This is a genomic window from Nonomuraea gerenzanensis (assembly GCF_020215645.1).
In the GTDB taxonomy this organism is placed as follows: Bacteria; Actinomycetota; Actinomycetes; order Streptosporangiales; family Streptosporangiaceae; genus Nonomuraea; species Nonomuraea gerenzanensis.
Map to the genome: position 1 here is coordinate 4,166,845 of NZ_CP084058.1, position 18,221 is coordinate 4,185,065.

Here is an 18,221-nt window from a genome sequence, read left to right on the forward strand (position 1 = left end):
CTCCTCACCGGGGGTGGGTGCTGCGCGGGGTTCTGGGCAGGCGGGTGATGGCGGGCCCGGTGGTCGGTGCTGTGGTCGGTGCTGTGGTCGGTGCTGTGGTCGGTGCTGTGGTCGGTGCTGTGGTCGGTGCTGTGGTCGGTGCTGTGGTCGGTGCTGTGGCTGGTTGTGGGAGCGGTGAGGCGGCGGCGAGTGTGGCGGCCAGGGTGGCGACGGTGGGGGAGGCGAACAGGTGGGTGGCGGTGGCGGGCAGGCCCTGGCCGGCCAGGCGGGCCGCGACCCGTACGGCGCTCAGGGAGTTGCCGCCCAGCGCGAAGAACCCGTCGTCCCGCTCCACCCGCGCCACACCGAGCACCTCGGCCCAGACGGCGGCGATCCGCCGTTCGAGCTCGGCATTCGCGCCCAGCTCCGGGCCAGCAGCCGGGGGCGGGGCCGCGGCCGGGGCGGTCCTGGGCGGGGGTGGCACGGCGATCCGGGAGACGGGCGTGTCGGGCGCCGCCGCCATGCCTTCCAGCACCCGCACCAGCGCATCGCCCAGCCACTCCACCACCGCCCGCTCGAAGGCGTCCGCCCGATACTCGAGCGTCACCACGATCCCGGCCGGCACCCCACCGGGCAGGTAGTCGTCGGTCACGTCCACCAGCAGCTCGAACCGGGCGGCCCCGGTCCTGACCACCTCCACCCGCGCCTCGACCCCGGGTAGCGTCACCTCGGACCGCAGGTTGTTCTGCAGCGCCAGCACCACGTCCACCAGCGGTTGCCGCCCCGGATACCGCACCGGGTTCAGCTCGTGCACGACCCGCTCGAACGGCACCTCCTGATGCGAGAACGCCTCCAGGTCGGTCTCCCGCACCCGCGCCACCAGCTCCCCGGCCGCCGGATCCCCCGACAGGTCGGTGCGGAGCACGAGCAGGTTGACGAAGAACCCCACGAGCTCGTCCACGGAGCCGCCCGACGCGGCGCCGCCGGACCGCCCCGCGACGGGCGCGCCGATGGGCACGTCGGTGCCCGCCCCCGCCCGTTGCAGCACGACGGCGAGCCCGGCGTGCAGCACCATGAACAGCGTGGCCCCGTGCCGCCTGCCCAGCTCCACCAGCCGCGCGTGCGCCCCGGCCCCGATCTGCCGCACCACCGTGCCCGCGGCGGCCTCGCCCGCCGGGCGCGAGGAGCGGGGCAGGGCCAGCCGCTCGGGCATGCCCTTCAGGGCCTTGCGCCAGTACGCCAGCTCGTCGGCGGCGACGGCGTCCACCCGTTCCCGGTGCCGCGCGGCGTACTCGGCGTACCGGACGGGCAGAGGCGTCCAGACGGCGGGCACGCCGTCCAGCCGCGCCCGGTAGGCCAGGGACAGATCGCGCATGAACGGCGGCAGCGACCACCCGTCGGTGGCGATGTGGTGCATGACCAGCAGCAGCGCGTGCTCGCCCGGCCCCGTCGTGAACAGCACGGAGTGGATGGGCAGCTCGGCTCCCAGGTCGAACCGGTGCCGCGCCGCTGCAGCGACCCGCTCGTCCAGCTCGGCGGCCGGCACCTCGACGGCGGTGAACCCGGGCGTGGCCGCGCCGGCCGGCAACACCCGCTGGGCGGGCTCGCCGTCGTGCACGGTGAAGATCGTCCGCAGCGGCTCGTGACGGGCCACCACGTCCTGCAGCGCGCCGCGCAGCGCGGGCACGTTCACGGGGCCGCGCAGGCGTACGAGCATGGGCATGGTGTAGGCCACGCCCGCATCGACCTGGTCGAGGAACCACAACCGGCGCTGCGCCGCCGACAACGGCACCTGCAAGGAGGGGGACGCGGAGGAGGGGGCGAACGCAGCGGAAGCGCCCGATGCGGCAGTGGCGCCGGGAAGGACGGGGGACGTGGCGGGCGCGCTGGACGCGACGGGCGAGCCGAGCGCGGCGGGGCCGAGGTGGGCGGCGACGGCCGCCACCGTGGGTGTCTCGAACAGCGTCCTGACCCCCACCTCCACCCCCAACTCCACCTGAATCCTGCTGAGCAGCCTGACCACCCTCAACGAGTCCCCACCCATCGCGAAGAAGTCGTCATGCACCCCCACCTCATCCACCCGCAACACCTCGGCGAACAACCCGCACAACACCCGCTCCACCGCAGACCCCGGCAAGCCACCCCCGCCCGCCACGTACGACGGCACGGGCAGCGCGGCCCGATCCAGCTTCCCGGTCCCGGTCAACGGCAACGACTCGACCTCGACGAACGCCGACGGCACCATGAACTCGGGCAACACCGCGCCCACCTGCGCCCGCAAGGACTCGGCCACACCCCCGCCGCGCGGCACCACGTAGGCGACCAGCCGCCGATCCCCCGGCACGTCCTCCCGGACCACCACACAGGCCCGCGCCACCCCCGGATGCCGCGCCAGCACGGCCTCGACCTCCGCCGGCTCGATCCTGAAGCCGCGCACCTTCACCTGCTCATCGGCCCGCCCCACGAACTCCAGCACCCCACCGGCCCCCCGCCGCACGAGGTCGCCGGTGCGGTACATGCGCTCGCCCGGTGCGCCGAAGGGATCGGCCACGAAGCGTTCGGCGGTCAGCGAGGGGCGGCCGGCGTAGTAGAGCGCCAGCCCGTCCCCGGCCGCGTACAGCTCCCCGACCTCCCCGTCGGCGACCGGCCGCAGCCGCGCGTCCAGGACGTGCGCGCGCTTGCCGCGCAGCGGCGTGCCGATGGGCACGGGCCCGTCCACGCCGGCCACGGGATGGGTGGTCATGAAGATCATGCCTTCGACGGGCCCGTAGCCGTTGCGCAGGCGCAGTGCCGGATGCCGGTCGAGGGCGCGGCGGACGTGCGCGGGCGACAGCGCCTCGCCGCCGACGATCAGGTGGCGGAGCCCGGCCAGGGCGTCCGGGCACTCGTCCACGATGACGTTGAACAGGCTGCCCGACAGGTACATCGCGCTCACCCCGTGCTCGGCCACCAGCCGCGCCAGCACCACGGGGTCGGGCCGCGGCCCCGGGTACAGCACGCACGTCCCGCCGGACAGCAGCGGCCCCCACAGCTCCAGGGCGAAGGCGTCCCACGAGGTCGGCGAGCACTGCGGCCACGTCGCCTCGAACGGCGCGTACTCCTGGCCGGTCACCGTGGCGGTGATCGCCCGGTGCGGCGCGGCGACGCCCTTGGGCCTGCCGGTGGAGCCGGAGGTGAACATCACGCACGCCACCCCGTCGTGCCGGGTCGCGGCGCCGCCCGGCGGGCGTTCGAGACCGTCGGGGCAGAGCACGGCGGCGGCGCCCGCGTCGGCGACCATGCCGCGCAGCCGCTCCTCGGGGAAGGCCGGGTCGAGCACCAGGTAACCGGCGCCGGCCTTGAGCACGGCCAGCAGCGCGACCACCAGCTCGACGCCGCGCTCCATGCGCACACCGACCAGGCGGCCGGCCACGCCACCGAGCCCGGCCGCCTGTGCGCCGGCCACGTCGCGGAGCCAGGCCGCCCGTGCGTCGGCCCGCGCGTCCAGCTCGGCGTAGGTCAGCCGGTCGGCGCCGCAGACCAGCGCCGTCCTGCCGGGCGTGCGGGCCGCCTGAGCCGCGAAGGCCTCGTGAACCAGCTCGCTCACCACGGTCAGTCCCGCGCGAGGCTCGCCGGGCGCAGGTCGGTCCAATGTGTCTCGATGTGCTCCAGGCACGCGGCGCGCGGGCTCGCCGCCAGCGCCACCCGCCAGCCCGCCGGCACGTCGAGGCCCGCGGGCCACAGCGAGTGCTGGTTCTCCTCGTTCACGAGCACCAGGTAGGTGCCGTTCTCGTCCTCGAAGGGGTTGGTCGTCACGTCAGCCTCCCGCGGGTTGTCTCTCCAGGTCGGGCGTCAGCACGTCGATGTCGCGTACGGCGCGGCGGGCCAGCCCCCACAGGGCGGCGCCGGCGCCGAGCAGGCCGGCGATCAGCAGCATGGCGGCCATGCCGCTGCCCGGCCCCGCCCCCACGAGGGGACGCAGCAGGCCCGCCAGGCCGGTGCCGGCCGCGGCCTGGGGCTCGAAGACGTGGTCGGCGAGCGGCCCCGAGAACGCCATGGCGATGGGGGAGGAGATCTGCGAGACGAACATGACGGCCCCGAACACCCGCCCCTGCCGCTCCTCCGGCACCTTGGTCTGGATGATCGACTGCATCGAGCCGTTCACGATCGGCATGATCAGCGCCCCGGCGAGGATGGCCGCGGTCCAGGCGACCACGCCGTGCACCATGGCCATGACGATCTGCGCGCTCACGCACATGCCGACGACGCCGAGCATCATGCCGCGCACCCGGTTGCGCGGCCCGCCCCAGGCCGCCAGCAGCAGGCCGCCCGCGATGCCGCCGGCGCCGATGCCGGCGTTCACGGCGGCCAGGGCGGAGACGTCGCTGCCCGTCCTGGCCAGGATCATGGGCTGCACCACCGCGAACCCGAACACCATCACCAGGTTGACCGTGAAGAACACGAGGATCAGGCCGCGCAGGCTGGGCTGGGCGAACAGGTAGCGCAGCCCCTCCAGGGAGTCGGCGCCGAGCCGCCTGCGGGTGCCCGCCTCGCCCGGCCGGTCGCCGTCCATGCGGACCAGCCGTACGGTGACCAGCGCGACGGCGAAGCTGACCAGGTCGATCCAGAGCACCGCGCCCAGCCCGCCGGTCACCACGAGCAGGCCGGCCAGCGCGGGCCCGCCCACGTCGGCCACGCTCTTGGCGGTGGCCAGCAGCCCGTTGGCCCGCTGCAGCTGCTCCTTGCCGACGAGCAGCGGCACGGCCGACGACAGGGCGGGGAACTGGAAGGCGGCGGCGGCGCCGAGCAGCGCGACCGTCACGTACACCTGCCACAGGTGCAGGTCGCCGAGGAAGTACACGGCCGCCAGCCCGGCCACGGCCACGAGCCCGCCCAGGTCGGCGAGTTGCAGCGCGGTGCGCTTGCGGCAGCGGTCCACGATCGCGCCCGCCGTCGGGCTGAGCAGCATCTGGGGGAGCAGCGCGCACAGGGAGAGCGCGACCACCTGCGTGGCCTGATGATCGGCCGTCCAGGCCTGAATGACCAGGGAAAAGCGGAGAACGGAATTGCCGATCAGGGTGACGACCTGGCCACACCACACCAAGCCGAATCTTCCCATTCCAGCGAATCGCTGAAAAAAGCCGTTTCGTTGGGACGCAGGAGGTTCATCCATATGTGCCCGAGGCCCTTCTGGTAAAAAGGAACCTTCAAGACGCCCCGTTTCTCACGGTCGCCTCACTTGTACCTTCACACACAGTTTCGAGCACGAGCAATAAGCTATTTGTGGTCTGGCAATTACTAGCCGTCAACGGTTGAGGTCAACCAGTCGCAGCGCCTCGGAAGCCACCGCGTGCCGTAGCTCCCTGATGCCGTCGCGGCCCCGTACGGGATGCACGGCGTTCGTCAGCAGCACCACGGTCAGGCGGCGGGCGGGGTCGATCACCAGCGAGGTGCCGGTGAAGCCCGAGTGGCCGTACGCGCCGTCCAGCGGCCCCACGATGCCGGGGTCGCCGATCCGCACGCCCAGCCCGTGCCGGAAGGGTGCGCCCCCGGCCCCCTGGTCGCGCGTCATCTCGGCCACGCTGTGCGGGCGCAGCACGGGCCCGCCGCCGCGCCGCAGCATCTCGCCGAAGGCCAGCAGGTCGCCGGCGGTGGCGAACACGCCGGCGTGCCCGGCCACGCCGCCCAGCGCGTACGCGGTCTCGTCGTGCACCTCGCCCCGCACGCAACCGGGCCCTGGCCGCTCGGCCTTGCACTCGGTGGCGGCGACCCGGTCCGCGCGGGCGGGGCGGTAGCCCGTGTCCGCGAGCCCCAGCACGTCCGTGATCCGGGTGCGGACCAGCGCGTCCAGCGGCGCGCCCCCGGCCAGCTCGGCCAGCCGGCCGGCCATCACCATGCCGACGTCGCTGTAGAGGTAGGGGCCGCCGACCGGGTGGCCGATCGGTGTGCGGACCATGGCCGCCATCCGCGCGGCGGCGTCCGCGCCGGGCAGTTCCCTGTCGATCCGGCGGATCGGGGGCAGGCCCGCCGTGTGGGTGAGCAGGCGGCGCGGCGTGATCCGCGGATCGGTCCCGGGGATCCAGTGGGCGACCGGCTCGTCCAGGCCCAGCCGCCCCTCCTCGGCCAGCCGGAGCAGCACGACCGTGGTGCAGAGCTTGCTGACCGAGGCCAGGTCGAAGATCGAGTCGAGGCGGGCGGGCGGCCGGTCCGCCGCCAGGGTCCCGCCGGCGTCGGTGTAGCGGACGAGCTCCCCGGCGGCGGCCGAGGCCGCCACGGAGCCGTTCGCGGCGATCAGGGCGACCGCCGCCGCGCAGACGCGCGGCACCGCGTCCGCCAGCACCGCCTCCAGCCGGTCGCTCATCGTCCCCCATTCAAGATCATCGTCCCCGCGTCCCCCGATCCCCGCGCCCGTGCGCTCAGCCGCTGAGCGCGTCGCTGAGGCGCTCCCCGTGCGACTGCAGCAGCGCGCGGGCGCCGTCGGCGTCGAGCCCGTGCCGGATCATCAGCACCGCGACCTTCGCCTGCCCGCCCGCCGCGTCCAGCGCCGCGCCCGCCGTCTCGCGGTCGGCGCCGGTGATGTCGGCGACGATGCGCATGGCCCGCCCGGCGAGCTTGCTGTTCATGGCCGACATCTCGATCATCTTGTTGCCGTACGTGCGGCCCAGCTTGACCATCGAGATCGTGGAGATCATGTTCAGCACGAGCTTCTGCGCCGTGCCGGCCTTCAGCCGGGTGGAGCCGGTCACCACCTCGGGGCCCACGACCACCTCGATCGCGTGCTCGGCGGCGGCCGACAGCGGCGCGTCGTCATTGCAGGACAGGCCGACGGTGAGCGCGCCGCGGCTCGCGGCCTCCGCCAGCGCGCCCAGCACGAAAGGGGCCCGCCCGCTGGCGGACACGCCCACCACCGAGTCGAGCGGTCCCACCTTCAGGTCCTTCAGCGCGGCGGCGCCCGCCTCCGCGTCGTCCTCCGCCCCCTCCACGGAGCGGGTCAGCGCGTCGGGCCCGCCCGCGATCACCCCCTGCACCAGCGACGGGTCGGTGCCGAACGTGGGCGGGCACTCGCTGGCGTCGAGCACGGCCAGCCGCCCCGACGTGCCGGCGCCGACGTAGAACAGCCGCCCTCCGGCGGCCATCCGCTCGGCGATCGCGTCGATGGCGGCCGAGATCGCCGGGATGGCCACCGCCACGGCGGCGGGCACGGCGGCGTCGGCCTGGTTCATCAGACGGGCGATCCGCTCGGTCGGCAGCCGGTCGATCTGGCTGTAGCGGGGATCGTTCTGCTCGGTGGACAGCTCGGGCAGCGGCTCAATCATGTCGCTAATTTCCACCCTCTACTTCTCTCTTGTAAATATCTTTCAGACAATGGGTTCCATGCCGCACGTAAGAACCGGAGCAGAACGGCTGGCCACGGACCCCGCCCTCGCGGGCGGCGCCCGCCTCGGCCTGATCACCAACCCCACCGGAGTCCTGCCCGACCTGACCCCCACCGCCGACGCCCTCCCGGCCGCGGGGGTGAAACTGACCGCGCTGTTCGGCCCCGAGCACGGCCTGCGCGGCACCGCGCAGGCCGCCGGGTCCGAGGGCGACGCCGTGGACGAGCGGACGGGCCTGCCCGTGTACGACACCTACCAGCTGTCCGGGGAGGCCCTGGACCGCGTGGTGGCCTCCGCCGGGGTGGACACGCTGGTCTTCGACATCGCCGACGTGGGCACCCGCTTCTACACCTACGTCTGGACCATGTACGACCTGATGGAGTCGGCCGCCCGGCTCGGCCTGCGCTTCGTGGTCCTGGACCGGCCGAACCCGCTGGGCGGGACCGTGACGGAGGGGCCGCCGCTCGACCCGGCGTTCGCCAGCTTCGTGGGCCGCTTCCCGCTGCCGATCAGGCACGGCAGGACCGTGGGGGAGCTGGCCGGGCTGTTCGGGCTGGACGTGGACCTGACGGTCGTCACCATGGAGGGCTGGCGGCGCGAGATGAGCCACGCCGAGACGGGGCTGCCCTGGGTGATGCCCTCGGTCAACATGCCGACCCCGGACACCGCGCTGGTCTATCCGGGCACCGGCCTCGTCGAGGGCACGAACTTCTCCGAGGGGCGCGGCACGACCAGGCCGTTCGAGCTGATCGGGGCGCCGTACGCGGACGCCAGGTTCGCCCCGGCACTGGCCGCGCTGGGCCTGCCGGGCGTCCGGTTCAGGGAGGTGTGGTTCACGCCGACGTTCCACAAGCACGCCGGCATCCCCGTACGCGGGGTGCAGCTGCACGTGCACGACCGCGAGAGCTTCAGGCCCGTGCTGACGGGCCTGTCCATCCTGCACGTGGCCCGCACGCTCTACCCGGGCGACCTGCGCTGGCAGGGGCCTGACCTGTTCCTGCACCACCTGTGGGGGTCCGGCACCCTGACCAGGTGCCTGGATGACGGGGCCGACCCGCGCGAGCTGTGCCCGCCGCCGGGCCGCCCCGAGGGATCGCTGCTCTACCGCTGAGGCCATCACGCCAGATCGCGCCGGTAGAGCCAGAAGACGCGCTCCGCCCGCGCGCCCACCGCGCGCGAGTAGAACCGCAACGGCCCCACCCATCCGATCTGGGCACTGTCCTGACCGGCGGCCCGCTGCTCCGCCAGGCACCGGCGGAGCAGCACCCGGCCCAGGCCGAGCCCGCGCGCGTCAGGGGCGGTGCCCATCGGGCCGAACCAGGCGGGCCGCGCGCCCCAGGCGGCGAAGCCCAGGATCTCGCCGTCGCGCTCGGCGTAGTGCAGCCCGGCCCCGGTGACCGCCTCCCAGGCCCACCGCTCGTTCCAGTGCTCCTGGATGAACGCGGCCACCCGCTCCCGATCGGCGCCGGCGGCGTGCACGGTGACGCCCGCCTTCTCCAGCCGTGCCAGCTCCTCCGCCACCGGCAGGTCCGCGGACAGGTCGGCCGTCATGTTCCAGGCCACGTGGTAGCGCTCGTAGCCGAGGCTCTCGGCCAGGCAGGCGGCCGCGGTGTAGCGCACGTCGATGCCCGGCCAGGCGTAGCACGGCGGGTTCCCGGCGAAGCGGGCCTGGCGCGCCCCCTGCTCGCCGAGCCACTCCTCGGCCGCGCGCACCAGCGTCCTGCCGCGCCCCTCGCCCCTGGCGTCCGGGTGCACGGCCAGCAGGTCGAGGTGCCCGACGCCCGGATCCTTGTCCGACATCGAGGCCATCACCACGCCGCCGTCCACGGCCAGCGCCGTCCACCGCCTGCCCTCCGGTGGCCGCGAGAGGTGCCCGACCAGGGCGGCAGCCTCCCCGGTGTCCAGGGTCAGCGCGGCCTCGGCGATCCGGGCGGCCTCGGCGAGGTCCGCCGCCTTGACGAAGGGCATCAGACCTCGCTCATCGGGCGGGCGATCACGCTGCGCCGCTCCGGGTAGAAGCACGCGTGCTCCTGCGGCACCCCCTCGGTGACCTGTAGCAGCGGCCGCTCGGCGGTGCAGCGCTCACCTTGGAACGGGCAGCGGCGGGCGAACAGGCAGCCCTCGTCGGACCGGCTCTCGTCCAGCGACTCCAGCGGCACCACGGGCTGCTCGCCGGGCTGCTCCAGGCCGTGCAGCACCGGGATGGCCGACAGCAGCGACTGCGTGTACGGGTGCACGGGGTCGGCGATGATCGTGTCCACCGGGCCGCGCTCGACGACCTGGCCGCGGTAGATGACGTACAGCTCGCCGTCCGCGCCGATGTAGCGGGCCGTGGCCACGTCGTGGGTGATGAACAGCACGCTGACGCCCAGCCGCTCGCGCAGGTCCTTCAGCAGCGCCAGGATGCCCAGCCGGAGCGAGACGTCGATCATCGAGACGGCCTCGTCGGCGACGAGCATCTCCGGGTCCACCGTCAGCGCGCGGGCGATGACCACGCGCTGCCGCATGCCGCCGGACAGCTGGTGCGGGTAGCGCGACAGCACCGTGCCCGGGTCCAGGCCCACCAGCGACAGCACCTCGGCCGCCCGCTCGTCGATCCACTGCCGCGAGCGCCCCGTCTGCCTGGCGCGCAGGGCCAGCGGCGCGTGCAGCGTCTGGTGGATGGTCCTGGTCGGGTTCAGGGCCGAGTACGGGTCCTGGTGGATCAGCTGGATCTTGCGGAAGTGCGGCTGGCGCTGCTTGGGCTTCAGCTCCGACAGCGAGACGCCGTCGATGGCGATCTCCCCCTCGTCGTACGACTCCAGCCCCGCGATGATCCGCCCCAGCGTCGTCTTCCCGCACCCGGACTCGCCGATGAACGAGGCCGCGCCACCCTTGGGGATCGCGAAGTCCACGCCCCGCAGCGCCCGCACCTCGCGGGCCCCGAGCAGCTTGCCGCGCTGCTTGAAGGTCTTGACGACCCCGGTTCCGGTGATCATGCATGCTCCTTGACGGTCACGGTCACGGCGTGGCAGGCCACGGTCCTGGGGCCGTCGGCCACCGCCTCCGGGTCCACGGTGTCGCACACGTCCATGCGCAGCGGGCAGCGCTCCCTGAACACGCAGCCCTGCTTGGGCACCGTGGCCAGCGTCGGCGGCCGGCCGGGCAGCGCCTGCGCCTCGTCGATGTCGCCGACGAGCCGGGGGATGGCCCTGATCAGGCCGCGTGTGTAGGGGTGGCGGGGCGAGCCGAGCACCTGCCTGGTGGGGCCCTGCTCGACCAGCCGGCCGCCGTACATGACCGCCAGCCGGTCGGCCACCTCGGCCACCACGCCGATGTCGTGCGTGATGACCAGCGTCGTCAGGCCGCGCTCGGCGTGCACCTCGCGGACGATCTTCAGGATGTTCGCCTGGGTGATCATGTCGAGCGCCGTCGTCGGCTCGTCCAGCACGACCAGGTGGGCGTTGAGCACCAGCGCCAGCATGATGCCGACGCGCTGGCGCATGCCGCCGGACAGCTCGTGCTGGTGCGAGTCCAGCACCCGGGCGCCGTCCAGGCCCATCCTGCCCAGCAGCTCCCTGGCCTCGCGCACCAGGCCGCGCAGGTCCTCCACGCCGTGCGAGCGGCCCAGGTCCAGCAGCTGCTTGCCGACCGTCTTGAGCGGGTTGAGCGAGTTCTGGGCGGCCTGGAAGACGTACCCGATGTGCTTGCCGCGCGCCTTGCGCAACTGCTCGCCGCGCAGGGCGGCCACGTCGCCGAGACCGTCGATCTCCACGCTGCCCGCCGCGATCCTGCCGGGCGGCTGGACGGCGTTGAGCAGCGACAGCGCCAGCGTGGACTTGCCGGAGCCGGACTCGCCGACGATGCCGGTGATCGAGCCGGGCTCCAGCGTCAGGCTGACGTCGCGGACGGCGGGCAGCTCGCCCGCGGGGGTCTTGTAGACGACCGTCAGGCCGCCGATGCGCACTCCCGGCGCTTGCTTGACCACGTGCTACTCCTCGCGCAGCCGGGGGTTGAAGATCTCGTCCATGGCGTCCACCACGAGCACGATGGCCAGGGTCAGCAGCAGGATCGCCAGCAGCGGTCCGAGCAGGAACCCCAGCGCGCTGGGCACCGTCAGGGCGCCGGAGCGGAACACGGCCGTGTTGAGCATCTGGCCCCAGTTGTTCGACTCGTACGGCAGCACGCCCAGGAAGAAGAGCCCCACCTGCGCGTACACGCCGCCGGTGATCGCGATGAGCATGTTCATCGCGATGTACGGCGCCATGCTCGGCAGCAGCTCCTTGCCCACGATGTGCGTGGTGGACAGCCCCAGCCCGCGCGCCGCCTCGATGAACCCCCGCTCGCGCAGGGACAACGTCTGCGACCGCACGGCCCTGGCCACGCCGCCCCAGCTCAGCAGCCCCAGCACCAGGCCCATCTGCACGGCGCTGCTGAACTTCCACACCGTGGACAGCACCAGCAGCAGCGGCAGGCCGGGGATGGTCAGCTTCATGTCCGTCAGCCGCATCAGCACGGTGTCCCAGCGGCCCCGCTTGAAGCCGGAGAACAGCCCGATGCCGGTGCCCACGACCACCGTGATGACGGCGGTGACGAGCGCGGCCAGCAGCACGTACCGGGAACCGGTGACCACCAGCGCGACCACGTCGCGGCCCTGGTCGTCGGTGCCCAGCCAGTGCTCCCAGCTCGGCGGCCTGGTGAGCAGGTTCGGATCACGGGGCAGCGGGTCGGGGTAGAACATCGGCCCGAACACGCCCATGAACGCGAAGCCCGCCATGAGCGCCGCGCCCACCAGGCGGCTGGGCTTGCGCTTCATCACCCGCCACACGCCCGCCCAGAAGTTGCGGCGCATGGCGGCGCTGGTCGAGGAGCTCTCCAGGAGCACGCTCATGCCGACACCTCCTCCCCGCTGCGCACTCGCGGGTCGATCACGCTGTAGAACAGGTCGGCGACGATGTTCGCCACGATGATGGCCACCGTGATGATCAGGAACGCGCCGCCCATCAGCGCGTAGTCGCGCATCGTGATGCTCTCGATGAGCAGCAGCCCGAGCCCGGGATAGTTGAAGATGCGCTCGATGAACACGGCGCCGCCCAGCAGCAGGCCGAGCGAGAGCGCCAGGATCGTGAACAGCGGCAGGATCGCGTTGCGTGCGATGTACCTGAAGATGATCGAGCGCTTCATCCCGCGCAGCTCCGCGGCCAGGATGAAGTCGTCGCCGAGCACCGTGACGACGCTCGACTTCATCGCCAGGATCCACCCGCCGTACGCGGCCAGCGCGTACGTCGCCACCGGCAGCACCGCGTGGTCGAACAGCGAGGCCAGGTAGCCGGCGTTGAACCCGGGCTCGTACAGGATGTCCACTGGGCCGTCCGCAGGCAGGATCGGGATCAGCGTCGCGAAGATCGCGCTGAGCAGCAGCCCGAGGACGTACTGCGGCACGCCGTGCAGCAGCGACCCGGAGATCGCCAGCACGTCGCCGAGCTTGCCCGTGCGCTTGATGGCCGCGTAGACGCCCAGGATGATGCCGACCAGGAAGCTCAGCAGCGTCCCCGCCAGCACCGGTAGAACGGTCCACTTGGCCGCTTCCGCCAGCACGCCCGTGACCGGCGCGCCGGCGTGGGTGATCGACTGGCCCAGGTCGAAGGTGAGCAGGCCGGTCATGTAGTCGAGGTACTGGTCCCAGAGCGAGCCCTGCGGCTGGAAGCCGTACAGCACGCGCGTGGCCTGCTGGGCCGCCTCGGCGGACATGCCCTGCTCGATGAGTTTCTGCACGTTCGCCGCCACCGGGTCGCCCGGGATGCTCCTGACGATGAAGAAAGTGATCGTGGCGACGACGAGAATCATGACGATCCCGCGGGCCAGGTGGCCCGCGAGTCGCCGTGCGATGATCGTCATACGTTCTTTCTCTACTGCTTGGCCTTGATCATGCCGAGCTGGATCCAGACTCCGGCCGTCAGGCGCAGCAGGTCGCTGTCCTGCTCGGGCCAGCCGGTGAAGCGGGCGGTGTTGGTGAACTGCGTGTTCACGTAGTCCCAGAGCTGGATGGCGGGCAGATCCTGGTTGGCGGTCCTGGCGAGCTTCGCCATGATGGGCTTGGCGTCCTCGGCGGAGGCGGCGTTCAGCTCGGCGGTCAGCTCACCGGGGTTGACCTTGCCGACGCCCTCGACGTCGATCTCCTCGGGGCCGCCCATCCAGTTGCCGCTCTTGCCGGGGGCGCTGTGCTTGACCTTGCCCGCGACGTTGGACCAGCCGTTGGAGACGCCGTAGAGGCGCTGGAAGATGTCGTACGGCGCGGGGCCGAGCGCCATCAGCCAGAAGCCGACGTCGTACTTGCCGGCCGAGAGCTCCTCCAGGTAGACGGGGTAGTCGGCGACGGTGACGACCTCGGCGTCCACGCCGGCCTCGATGAGCTGGCTCTTGATGTTCTCCTGCGCGGAGATCCAGTCGGAGAAGCCGGACGGCGCGTTCATCGTGACCTTCCACGGCGAGCCGTCGGCCAGCGTCCACTTGCCGTCCTTCTTCTGCAGGCCGGCCTCCTTGAACTCCGCCTCCGCCTTGGCCAGGTCGTGCTTGTACGGCTCCAGGGCGGCCAGCTCGGCGCCGATCCACTCCTGCGCGGGCTTCTGGTGGATGCCGGAGGTCGTCACGGCCGGCGTGCCGCCCTCGGGCGAGGCGACCTTGGTGACCTGGTCGCGGTCGATGAGGTAGGCCAGGCCGCGGCGCACGTGCACGTTGTCGTACGGCTTCTTGGACTGGTTGAACGCCATGCCGACGGCGACCGGCGAGAAGCCCTTGATGGTGTTGGAGCCGGGCGCCTGCTTGATCCGGTTCATCACGTCGGCCGGCGCGGCCACGAAGCCGGAGTGGTCGAGCTTGCCGGCGCTCAGGTAGTTCCAGATCTGCTCGTTGCCGTTGTAGTTGAGGAACTTGACCTGGTCGGGCGCCACGTTCGCGGCGTTGTAGAAGTTCTTGTTCTTCAGCAGCAGCGCCTCGCCCGGGTTGACCCGCTCCAGCACGAACGGGCCGGCGGAGACGTCCTTGGGCGGCGCGAAGGCCAGCACCTTCTGGCCCAGGGCGAGGATCTCCTCGCGGGCCTTCTCGGCGTCGGCGCCGTCGCCCCGGGAGGTCTTGAGCGTGTCCCAGAAGTTGGCGGGCAGGATGCTGCCCCAGACGTGCGCCGGCACGACCCAGGTGTCCATGACGCCCCGGGCGAACTTCATGCTCGGGTTGGACATGTCCTGGGTGACCTTGACCGTCTTGTCGTCCACGACGGTGACCTCGGCCGCCGCGCCCGCGGCGCCCGGCGTGATCGCGAACGCGGTGCTGCCGGTGGTGTAGGCCAGGCCGATGGAGGTGCGCACGTCCTCGGCGACGACGGGCTTGCCGTCGGACCACTTGCCGTTCGGCTGCAGGTGGATGGTGATCGAGGAGTTGTCGGGCGCGATCTCCCATTTGGCCGCGATACCCGGGTAGAACTGGTTGGGGTCGGTCAGGTGGTTCTTGACCCAGCCCAGCTTCATCGCGTTGTAGCCCTGGAAGGAGTTGCCCTTCGGGGCCCAGGGGTTGGCGGGGCCCGATGCGTCGAGGCCCGGCCTGGTCACGTCGATCGTGGTGAAGAGCCCGCCGCCACCACCGCCGCCCGAGCCGGATGTGTTGGTCGTACCACCGCCGCTGCACGCCGCAGTCGCGGAGGCAAGGCCCAGCAACGCCACTACCGCTGCCAGTCGCTTCATTTGCCGCTCCGGGGGATGTCTCTAGGGATTGACCGGACATTACGATCGGGCCCGATCGACGTCAATAATCTCCAGAGGTTGTGAGGCTAATGTAACTTTCCTTCATGAGTGTATGGACTGGTGCTTATCTCCATCAAGTGCCTGTTCAGCCCATGATCAGGACGGCGGCCCCGTTCACCCGGTCGGCCGCCAGGTCGCTCAGCGCCCGGTCGGCCTCCGTGAACGGGTACGGCACCGTCGACACGCGCGGCGGATGCGACAGCGCGAGCTCCAGGTACGCCCGTCCGTCCGCCCTGGTGTTCGCGGTCACACTCCGCAGCGTACGTTCCTGGAACAGGTGCTTTTCATAGTTCAGCACCGGGATGTCGGTGAGGTGGATGCCCGCCACGGCCAGCGTGCCGCCCCTGTCGAGGGCCTCCAGCGCCGTCGGCACCAGCTCGCCCACCGGCGCGAACAGGATGGCGGCGTCCAGCGGCTCGGGCGGCCGGTCACCGGCGGAGGCGGCGCCCAGCTCCAGCGCCAGCGCCCGCGAGGCGGCCGACCTGCTGACCGCGTGCACCACGGCGCCCTGGGCGATCGCGGCCTGCGCGGTCAGATGCGCCGAGGCCCCGAACCCGTAGATGCCCAGCCTCCCACCCGGCGGCACATCGCACCGGGCCAGCGCCCGGTAACCGATGATCCCGGCGCACAGCAGCGGCGCCAGCTCCACCGCCGGCCGGTCGTCCGGCAGGGGATAGACGTAGTCCGCGGGCGCGACCACGTACTCGGCGTACCCGCCGTCCGCGTCCCACCCGGTGTAGGCCGACCGCGGGCACAGGTTCTCCATGCCGCGCACGCAGTACCGGCAGGTGCCGCAGGTGGAGCGCAGCCACGCCACGCCCACCCGCTCACCCGTGCCGGCGACCCTGCCGACGACCTGGTGGCCGGGCGCGGTGCGAGGGCGGCGCGGCTCCAGATCGCCCTCCGCCAGGTGCAGGTCCGTACGGCACACGCCGCACGCCTCCACCCGCACCAGCACCTCGCCGGGCCCGGGCGCCGGCACCTCCCGCTCGACGAGCCGCAGAGGCGCCGACGCCATCGGGCCCGGCCGCTCGACCACCCAGGCCCGCATGTCAGGCCGACAGCCGCTGGAAGGCCAGCTCGGCGTAGAGCGCCGCCCCGTCCGGCAGCACCGAGTCGTCGAAGATCGCCTCGGGGGAGTGGTTGTACGGCGCCGTCGCCGGATCCCGGTGGGCCGGGCAGGCCCCCAGGAACACGAACGCGCCCGGCACGTTCTCCAGCACGTAGGAGAAGTCCTCCGAACCCATCACCGGCTGCGGCGAGACGAAGTACCGCCCGGCCCCGAACAGCTCGTCGGCCGTCCTGCCCACGAACTCCGCCTCGCTCCCGTCGTTCACCGTCACCGGGTAGCCGCTGTTGAACGCCGGCTCCACCGCCAGCCCGTGCGCCGCCGCGATGCCCTGCACGACCTCCACCAGCCGCCGCTTGACCAGCACCCGGTTGTCCTTGCTGAAGGTCCGCACCGTCGCCTCGAACCTGGCCTCGTCCGGGATCACGTTGTCGGCCGAGCCGCCGTGGAAGCTGCCCACCGTCACCACGACCGGGTCGAAAACGTCGAACGTCCTGGTCACCATCGTCTGCAGCGCCGTCACCATCTCGCAGCCCGCCTGGATCGGGTCGAGCGAGCGGTGCGGGCTCGAACCGTGCCCGCCGCGCCCCTTCACCGTCACGCAGAACGTGTCGGCCGCCGCCATGATCGGCCCCGGCCTGGACGCGAACAGCCCCGGAGGCAACATCGCCGACACCACGTGCATGCCGTACGCCGCCACCGGCCGCGCGCCCGCAGCGTCCAGCACCCCTTCGTCGATCATGTACCGGGCGCCGTGATGGCCCTCCTCGCCCGGCTGGAACATGAAGATCACATCGCCGGCCAGCTCCTCGCGCCGCGCGCTGAGCAGGTGCGCGGCCCCGGCCAGCATGGCGGTGTGCAGGTCGTGTCCGCAGGCGTGCATCTGGCCGGGCAGTTGGGAGACGTAGGGCAGATCGTTCTTCTCGGTCACGGGCAGGGCGTCCATGTCGCCCCGCAGCAGCACCGCCGGGCCCGGCCTGCCGCCGCGCAGGACGGCGGTGACGGAGCTGAGCGCCGTGCCCGTCTTGATCTCCAGCGGCAGCCCCTCCAGCGCCGCGAGCACCTTCTCCTGGGTGCGCGGCAGGTGGAGCCCCAGCTCCGGGGTGGTGTGCAGTGAGTGCCTGAGCTGGACCAGTTCGTCCCGCATGTCCTGGGCGGATTCAGTGAACGACATGAGGAACATTGTTCACGTGCCGGGCGGGAAGTCGATAAGGCGCGCTCGGTACGATGGGCCGCGTGACTCAGCGTAAGCGGATCGACTCCTGGTTGTCCGACATGGACGGCGTCCTCGTCCACGAGGGACGGCCGGTCCCAGGTGCGGACGAATTCATCAAGCGGCTCAGCGAATCCGGCAGGAAGTTCCGGGTGCTGACCAACAACTCGATCTACACCCAGCGCGATCTGTCCGTCCGCCTGGCGGGCGCGGGCCTGGCCGTGCCGCCCGAGTCCATCTGGACCTCCGCCCTGGCCACCGCCCAGTTCCTGGACGACCAGCGGGCCGGCGGCTCGGCGTACGTGATCGGCGAGGCCGGCCTGACCACCGCGCTGCACGAGGTCGGCTACGTGCTGACCGACCTTGACCCCGACTACGTGGTGCTCGGCGAGACCCGCACCTACAGCTTCACCCAGATCACCCGTGCCATCCGGCTCATCGAGGGCGGCGCCCGCTTCATCGCCACCAACCCCGACCCGATCGGCCCCTCCACCGAGGGCTCCCTGCCCGCCTGCGGGGCCGTGGCCGCCATGATCACCAAGGCGACCGGGGTCGAGCCGTACTTCGTGGGCAAGCCCAACCCGCGCATGATGCGCAGCGCGCTCAACGAGATCGAGGCCCACAGCGAGACCACGGCCATGATCGGCGACCGCATGGACACCGACATCGTCTCGGGCATGGAGGCCGGGCTGTTCACGATCCTCGTGCTCACCGGCGTCACCCAGCGCCACGAGATCGACCGCTTCCCCTACCGGCCCTCCCTGGTCGTCGACTCGGTCGCCGACCTCATCGACCTCATCTGACCTGCCCGTACCTGACGGCCGCTGACA

Annotated in this window: 15 protein-coding genes; 2 read left to right on the forward strand and 13 right to left on the reverse strand. The window is 72.2% G+C overall.

Going from position 1 to position 18,221, the window contains the following annotated elements; genetic code table 11:
* Positions 1-4: 4 nt before the first annotated feature.
* The 5 genes from LCN96_RS19860 to murQ all read right to left on the reverse strand — a co-directional run bounded on the left by LCN96_RS19860 (position 5) and on the right by murQ (position 7,274).
* Entirely contained in the window at positions 5-3,565 is a 3,561-nt protein-coding gene (locus LCN96_RS19860; RefSeq protein ID WP_225274343.1) for a condensation domain-containing protein, read from the reverse strand.
* Positions 3,566-3,570: 5 nt separating this feature from the next.
* On the reverse strand, positions 3,571-3,774 hold the full coding sequence (locus LCN96_RS19865; RefSeq protein WP_225274344.1) for an MbtH family protein: 204 nt from the start codon (positions 3,772-3,774) through the stop codon (positions 3,571-3,573).
* 1 nt (position 3,775) lies between these two features.
* Positions 3,776-5,131 (reverse strand): MFS transporter, encoded by a 1,356-nt coding sequence (locus LCN96_RS19870; RefSeq protein ID WP_311132340.1) that lies wholly within the window; start codon positions 5,129-5,131, stop codon positions 3,776-3,778.
* 132 nt (positions 5,132-5,263) lie between these two features.
* Complete coding sequence (locus tag LCN96_RS19875) at positions 5,264-6,319, reverse strand: serine hydrolase domain-containing protein (RefSeq protein ID WP_225274346.1); 1,056 nt, start codon at positions 6,317-6,319, stop codon at positions 5,264-5,266.
* Between the two features lie 55 nt (positions 6,320-6,374).
* Positions 6,375-7,274, reverse strand: coding sequence for an N-acetylmuramic acid 6-phosphate etherase (gene murQ, locus LCN96_RS19880; RefSeq protein ID WP_225274347.1), 900 nt, complete (start codon positions 7,272-7,274; stop codon positions 6,375-6,377).
* A gap of 58 nt (positions 7,275-7,332) precedes the next feature.
* Here murQ and LCN96_RS19885 point away from each other — a divergent pair, with 58 nt between their 5' ends.
* Complete coding sequence (locus tag LCN96_RS19885) at positions 7,333-8,445, forward strand: exo-beta-N-acetylmuramidase NamZ family protein (RefSeq protein WP_225274348.1); 1,113 nt, start codon at positions 7,333-7,335, stop codon at positions 8,443-8,445.
* 5 nt (positions 8,446-8,450) lie between these two features.
* Here the strand turns inward: LCN96_RS19885 and LCN96_RS19890 are convergent, their stop codons facing one another.
* The 8 genes from LCN96_RS19890 to LCN96_RS19925 all read right to left on the reverse strand — a co-directional run bounded on the left by LCN96_RS19890 (position 8,451) and on the right by LCN96_RS19925 (position 17,352).
* Positions 8,451-9,302 carry a GNAT family N-acetyltransferase gene (locus LCN96_RS19890; protein ID WP_225274349.1) on the reverse strand — a complete coding sequence of 284 codons (852 nt, stop codon included), beginning with the start codon at positions 9,300-9,302 and terminating at the stop codon, positions 8,451-8,453.
* Positions 9,302-10,312: an ABC transporter ATP-binding protein gene (locus LCN96_RS19895; RefSeq protein WP_225274350.1), complete on the reverse strand. Its 1,011-nt coding sequence runs from the start codon at positions 10,310-10,312 to the stop codon at positions 9,302-9,304. Before LCN96_RS19895 ends, LCN96_RS19890 begins: the two co-directional genes overlap by 1 nt.
* On the reverse strand, positions 10,309-11,301 hold the full coding sequence (locus LCN96_RS19900) for an ABC transporter ATP-binding protein (RefSeq protein WP_225274351.1): 993 nt from the start codon (positions 11,299-11,301) through the stop codon (positions 10,309-10,311). Before LCN96_RS19900 ends, LCN96_RS19895 begins: the two co-directional genes overlap by 4 nt.
* Before the next feature lie 3 nt (positions 11,302-11,304).
* A complete protein-coding gene (locus tag LCN96_RS19905) occupies positions 11,305-12,204 on the reverse strand; it encodes an ABC transporter permease (RefSeq protein ID WP_225274352.1) in 900 nt (299 codons plus the stop codon).
* Entirely contained in the window at positions 12,201-13,211 is a 1,011-nt protein-coding gene (locus LCN96_RS19910) for an ABC transporter permease (protein ID WP_225274353.1), read from the reverse strand. The genes LCN96_RS19905 and LCN96_RS19910 overlap by 4 nt, the downstream gene beginning before the upstream one ends.
* Positions 13,212-13,222: 11 nt before the next feature.
* On the reverse strand, positions 13,223-15,049 hold the full coding sequence (locus LCN96_RS19915) for an ABC transporter substrate-binding protein (protein WP_225274354.1): 1,827 nt from the start codon (positions 15,047-15,049) through the stop codon (positions 13,223-13,225).
* A gap of 145 nt (positions 15,050-15,194) precedes the next feature.
* Positions 15,195-16,160: a zinc-dependent alcohol dehydrogenase family protein gene (locus tag LCN96_RS19920; RefSeq protein WP_225274355.1), complete on the reverse strand. Its 966-nt coding sequence runs from the start codon at positions 16,158-16,160 to the stop codon at positions 15,195-15,197.
* Position 16,161: 1 nt separating this feature from the next.
* Positions 16,162-17,352: a M20 metallopeptidase family protein gene (locus tag LCN96_RS19925; protein ID WP_225274356.1), complete on the reverse strand. Its 1,191-nt coding sequence runs from the start codon at positions 17,350-17,352 to the stop codon at positions 16,162-16,164.
* A 53-nt stretch (positions 17,353-17,405) separates the two neighbouring features.
* Here LCN96_RS19925 and LCN96_RS19930 point away from each other — a divergent pair, with 53 nt between their 5' ends.
* Positions 17,406-18,194: an HAD-IIA family hydrolase gene (locus tag LCN96_RS19930; RefSeq protein WP_225274357.1), complete on the forward strand. Its 789-nt coding sequence runs from the start codon at positions 17,406-17,408 to the stop codon at positions 18,192-18,194.
* Positions 18,195-18,221 lie beyond the last annotated feature (27 nt).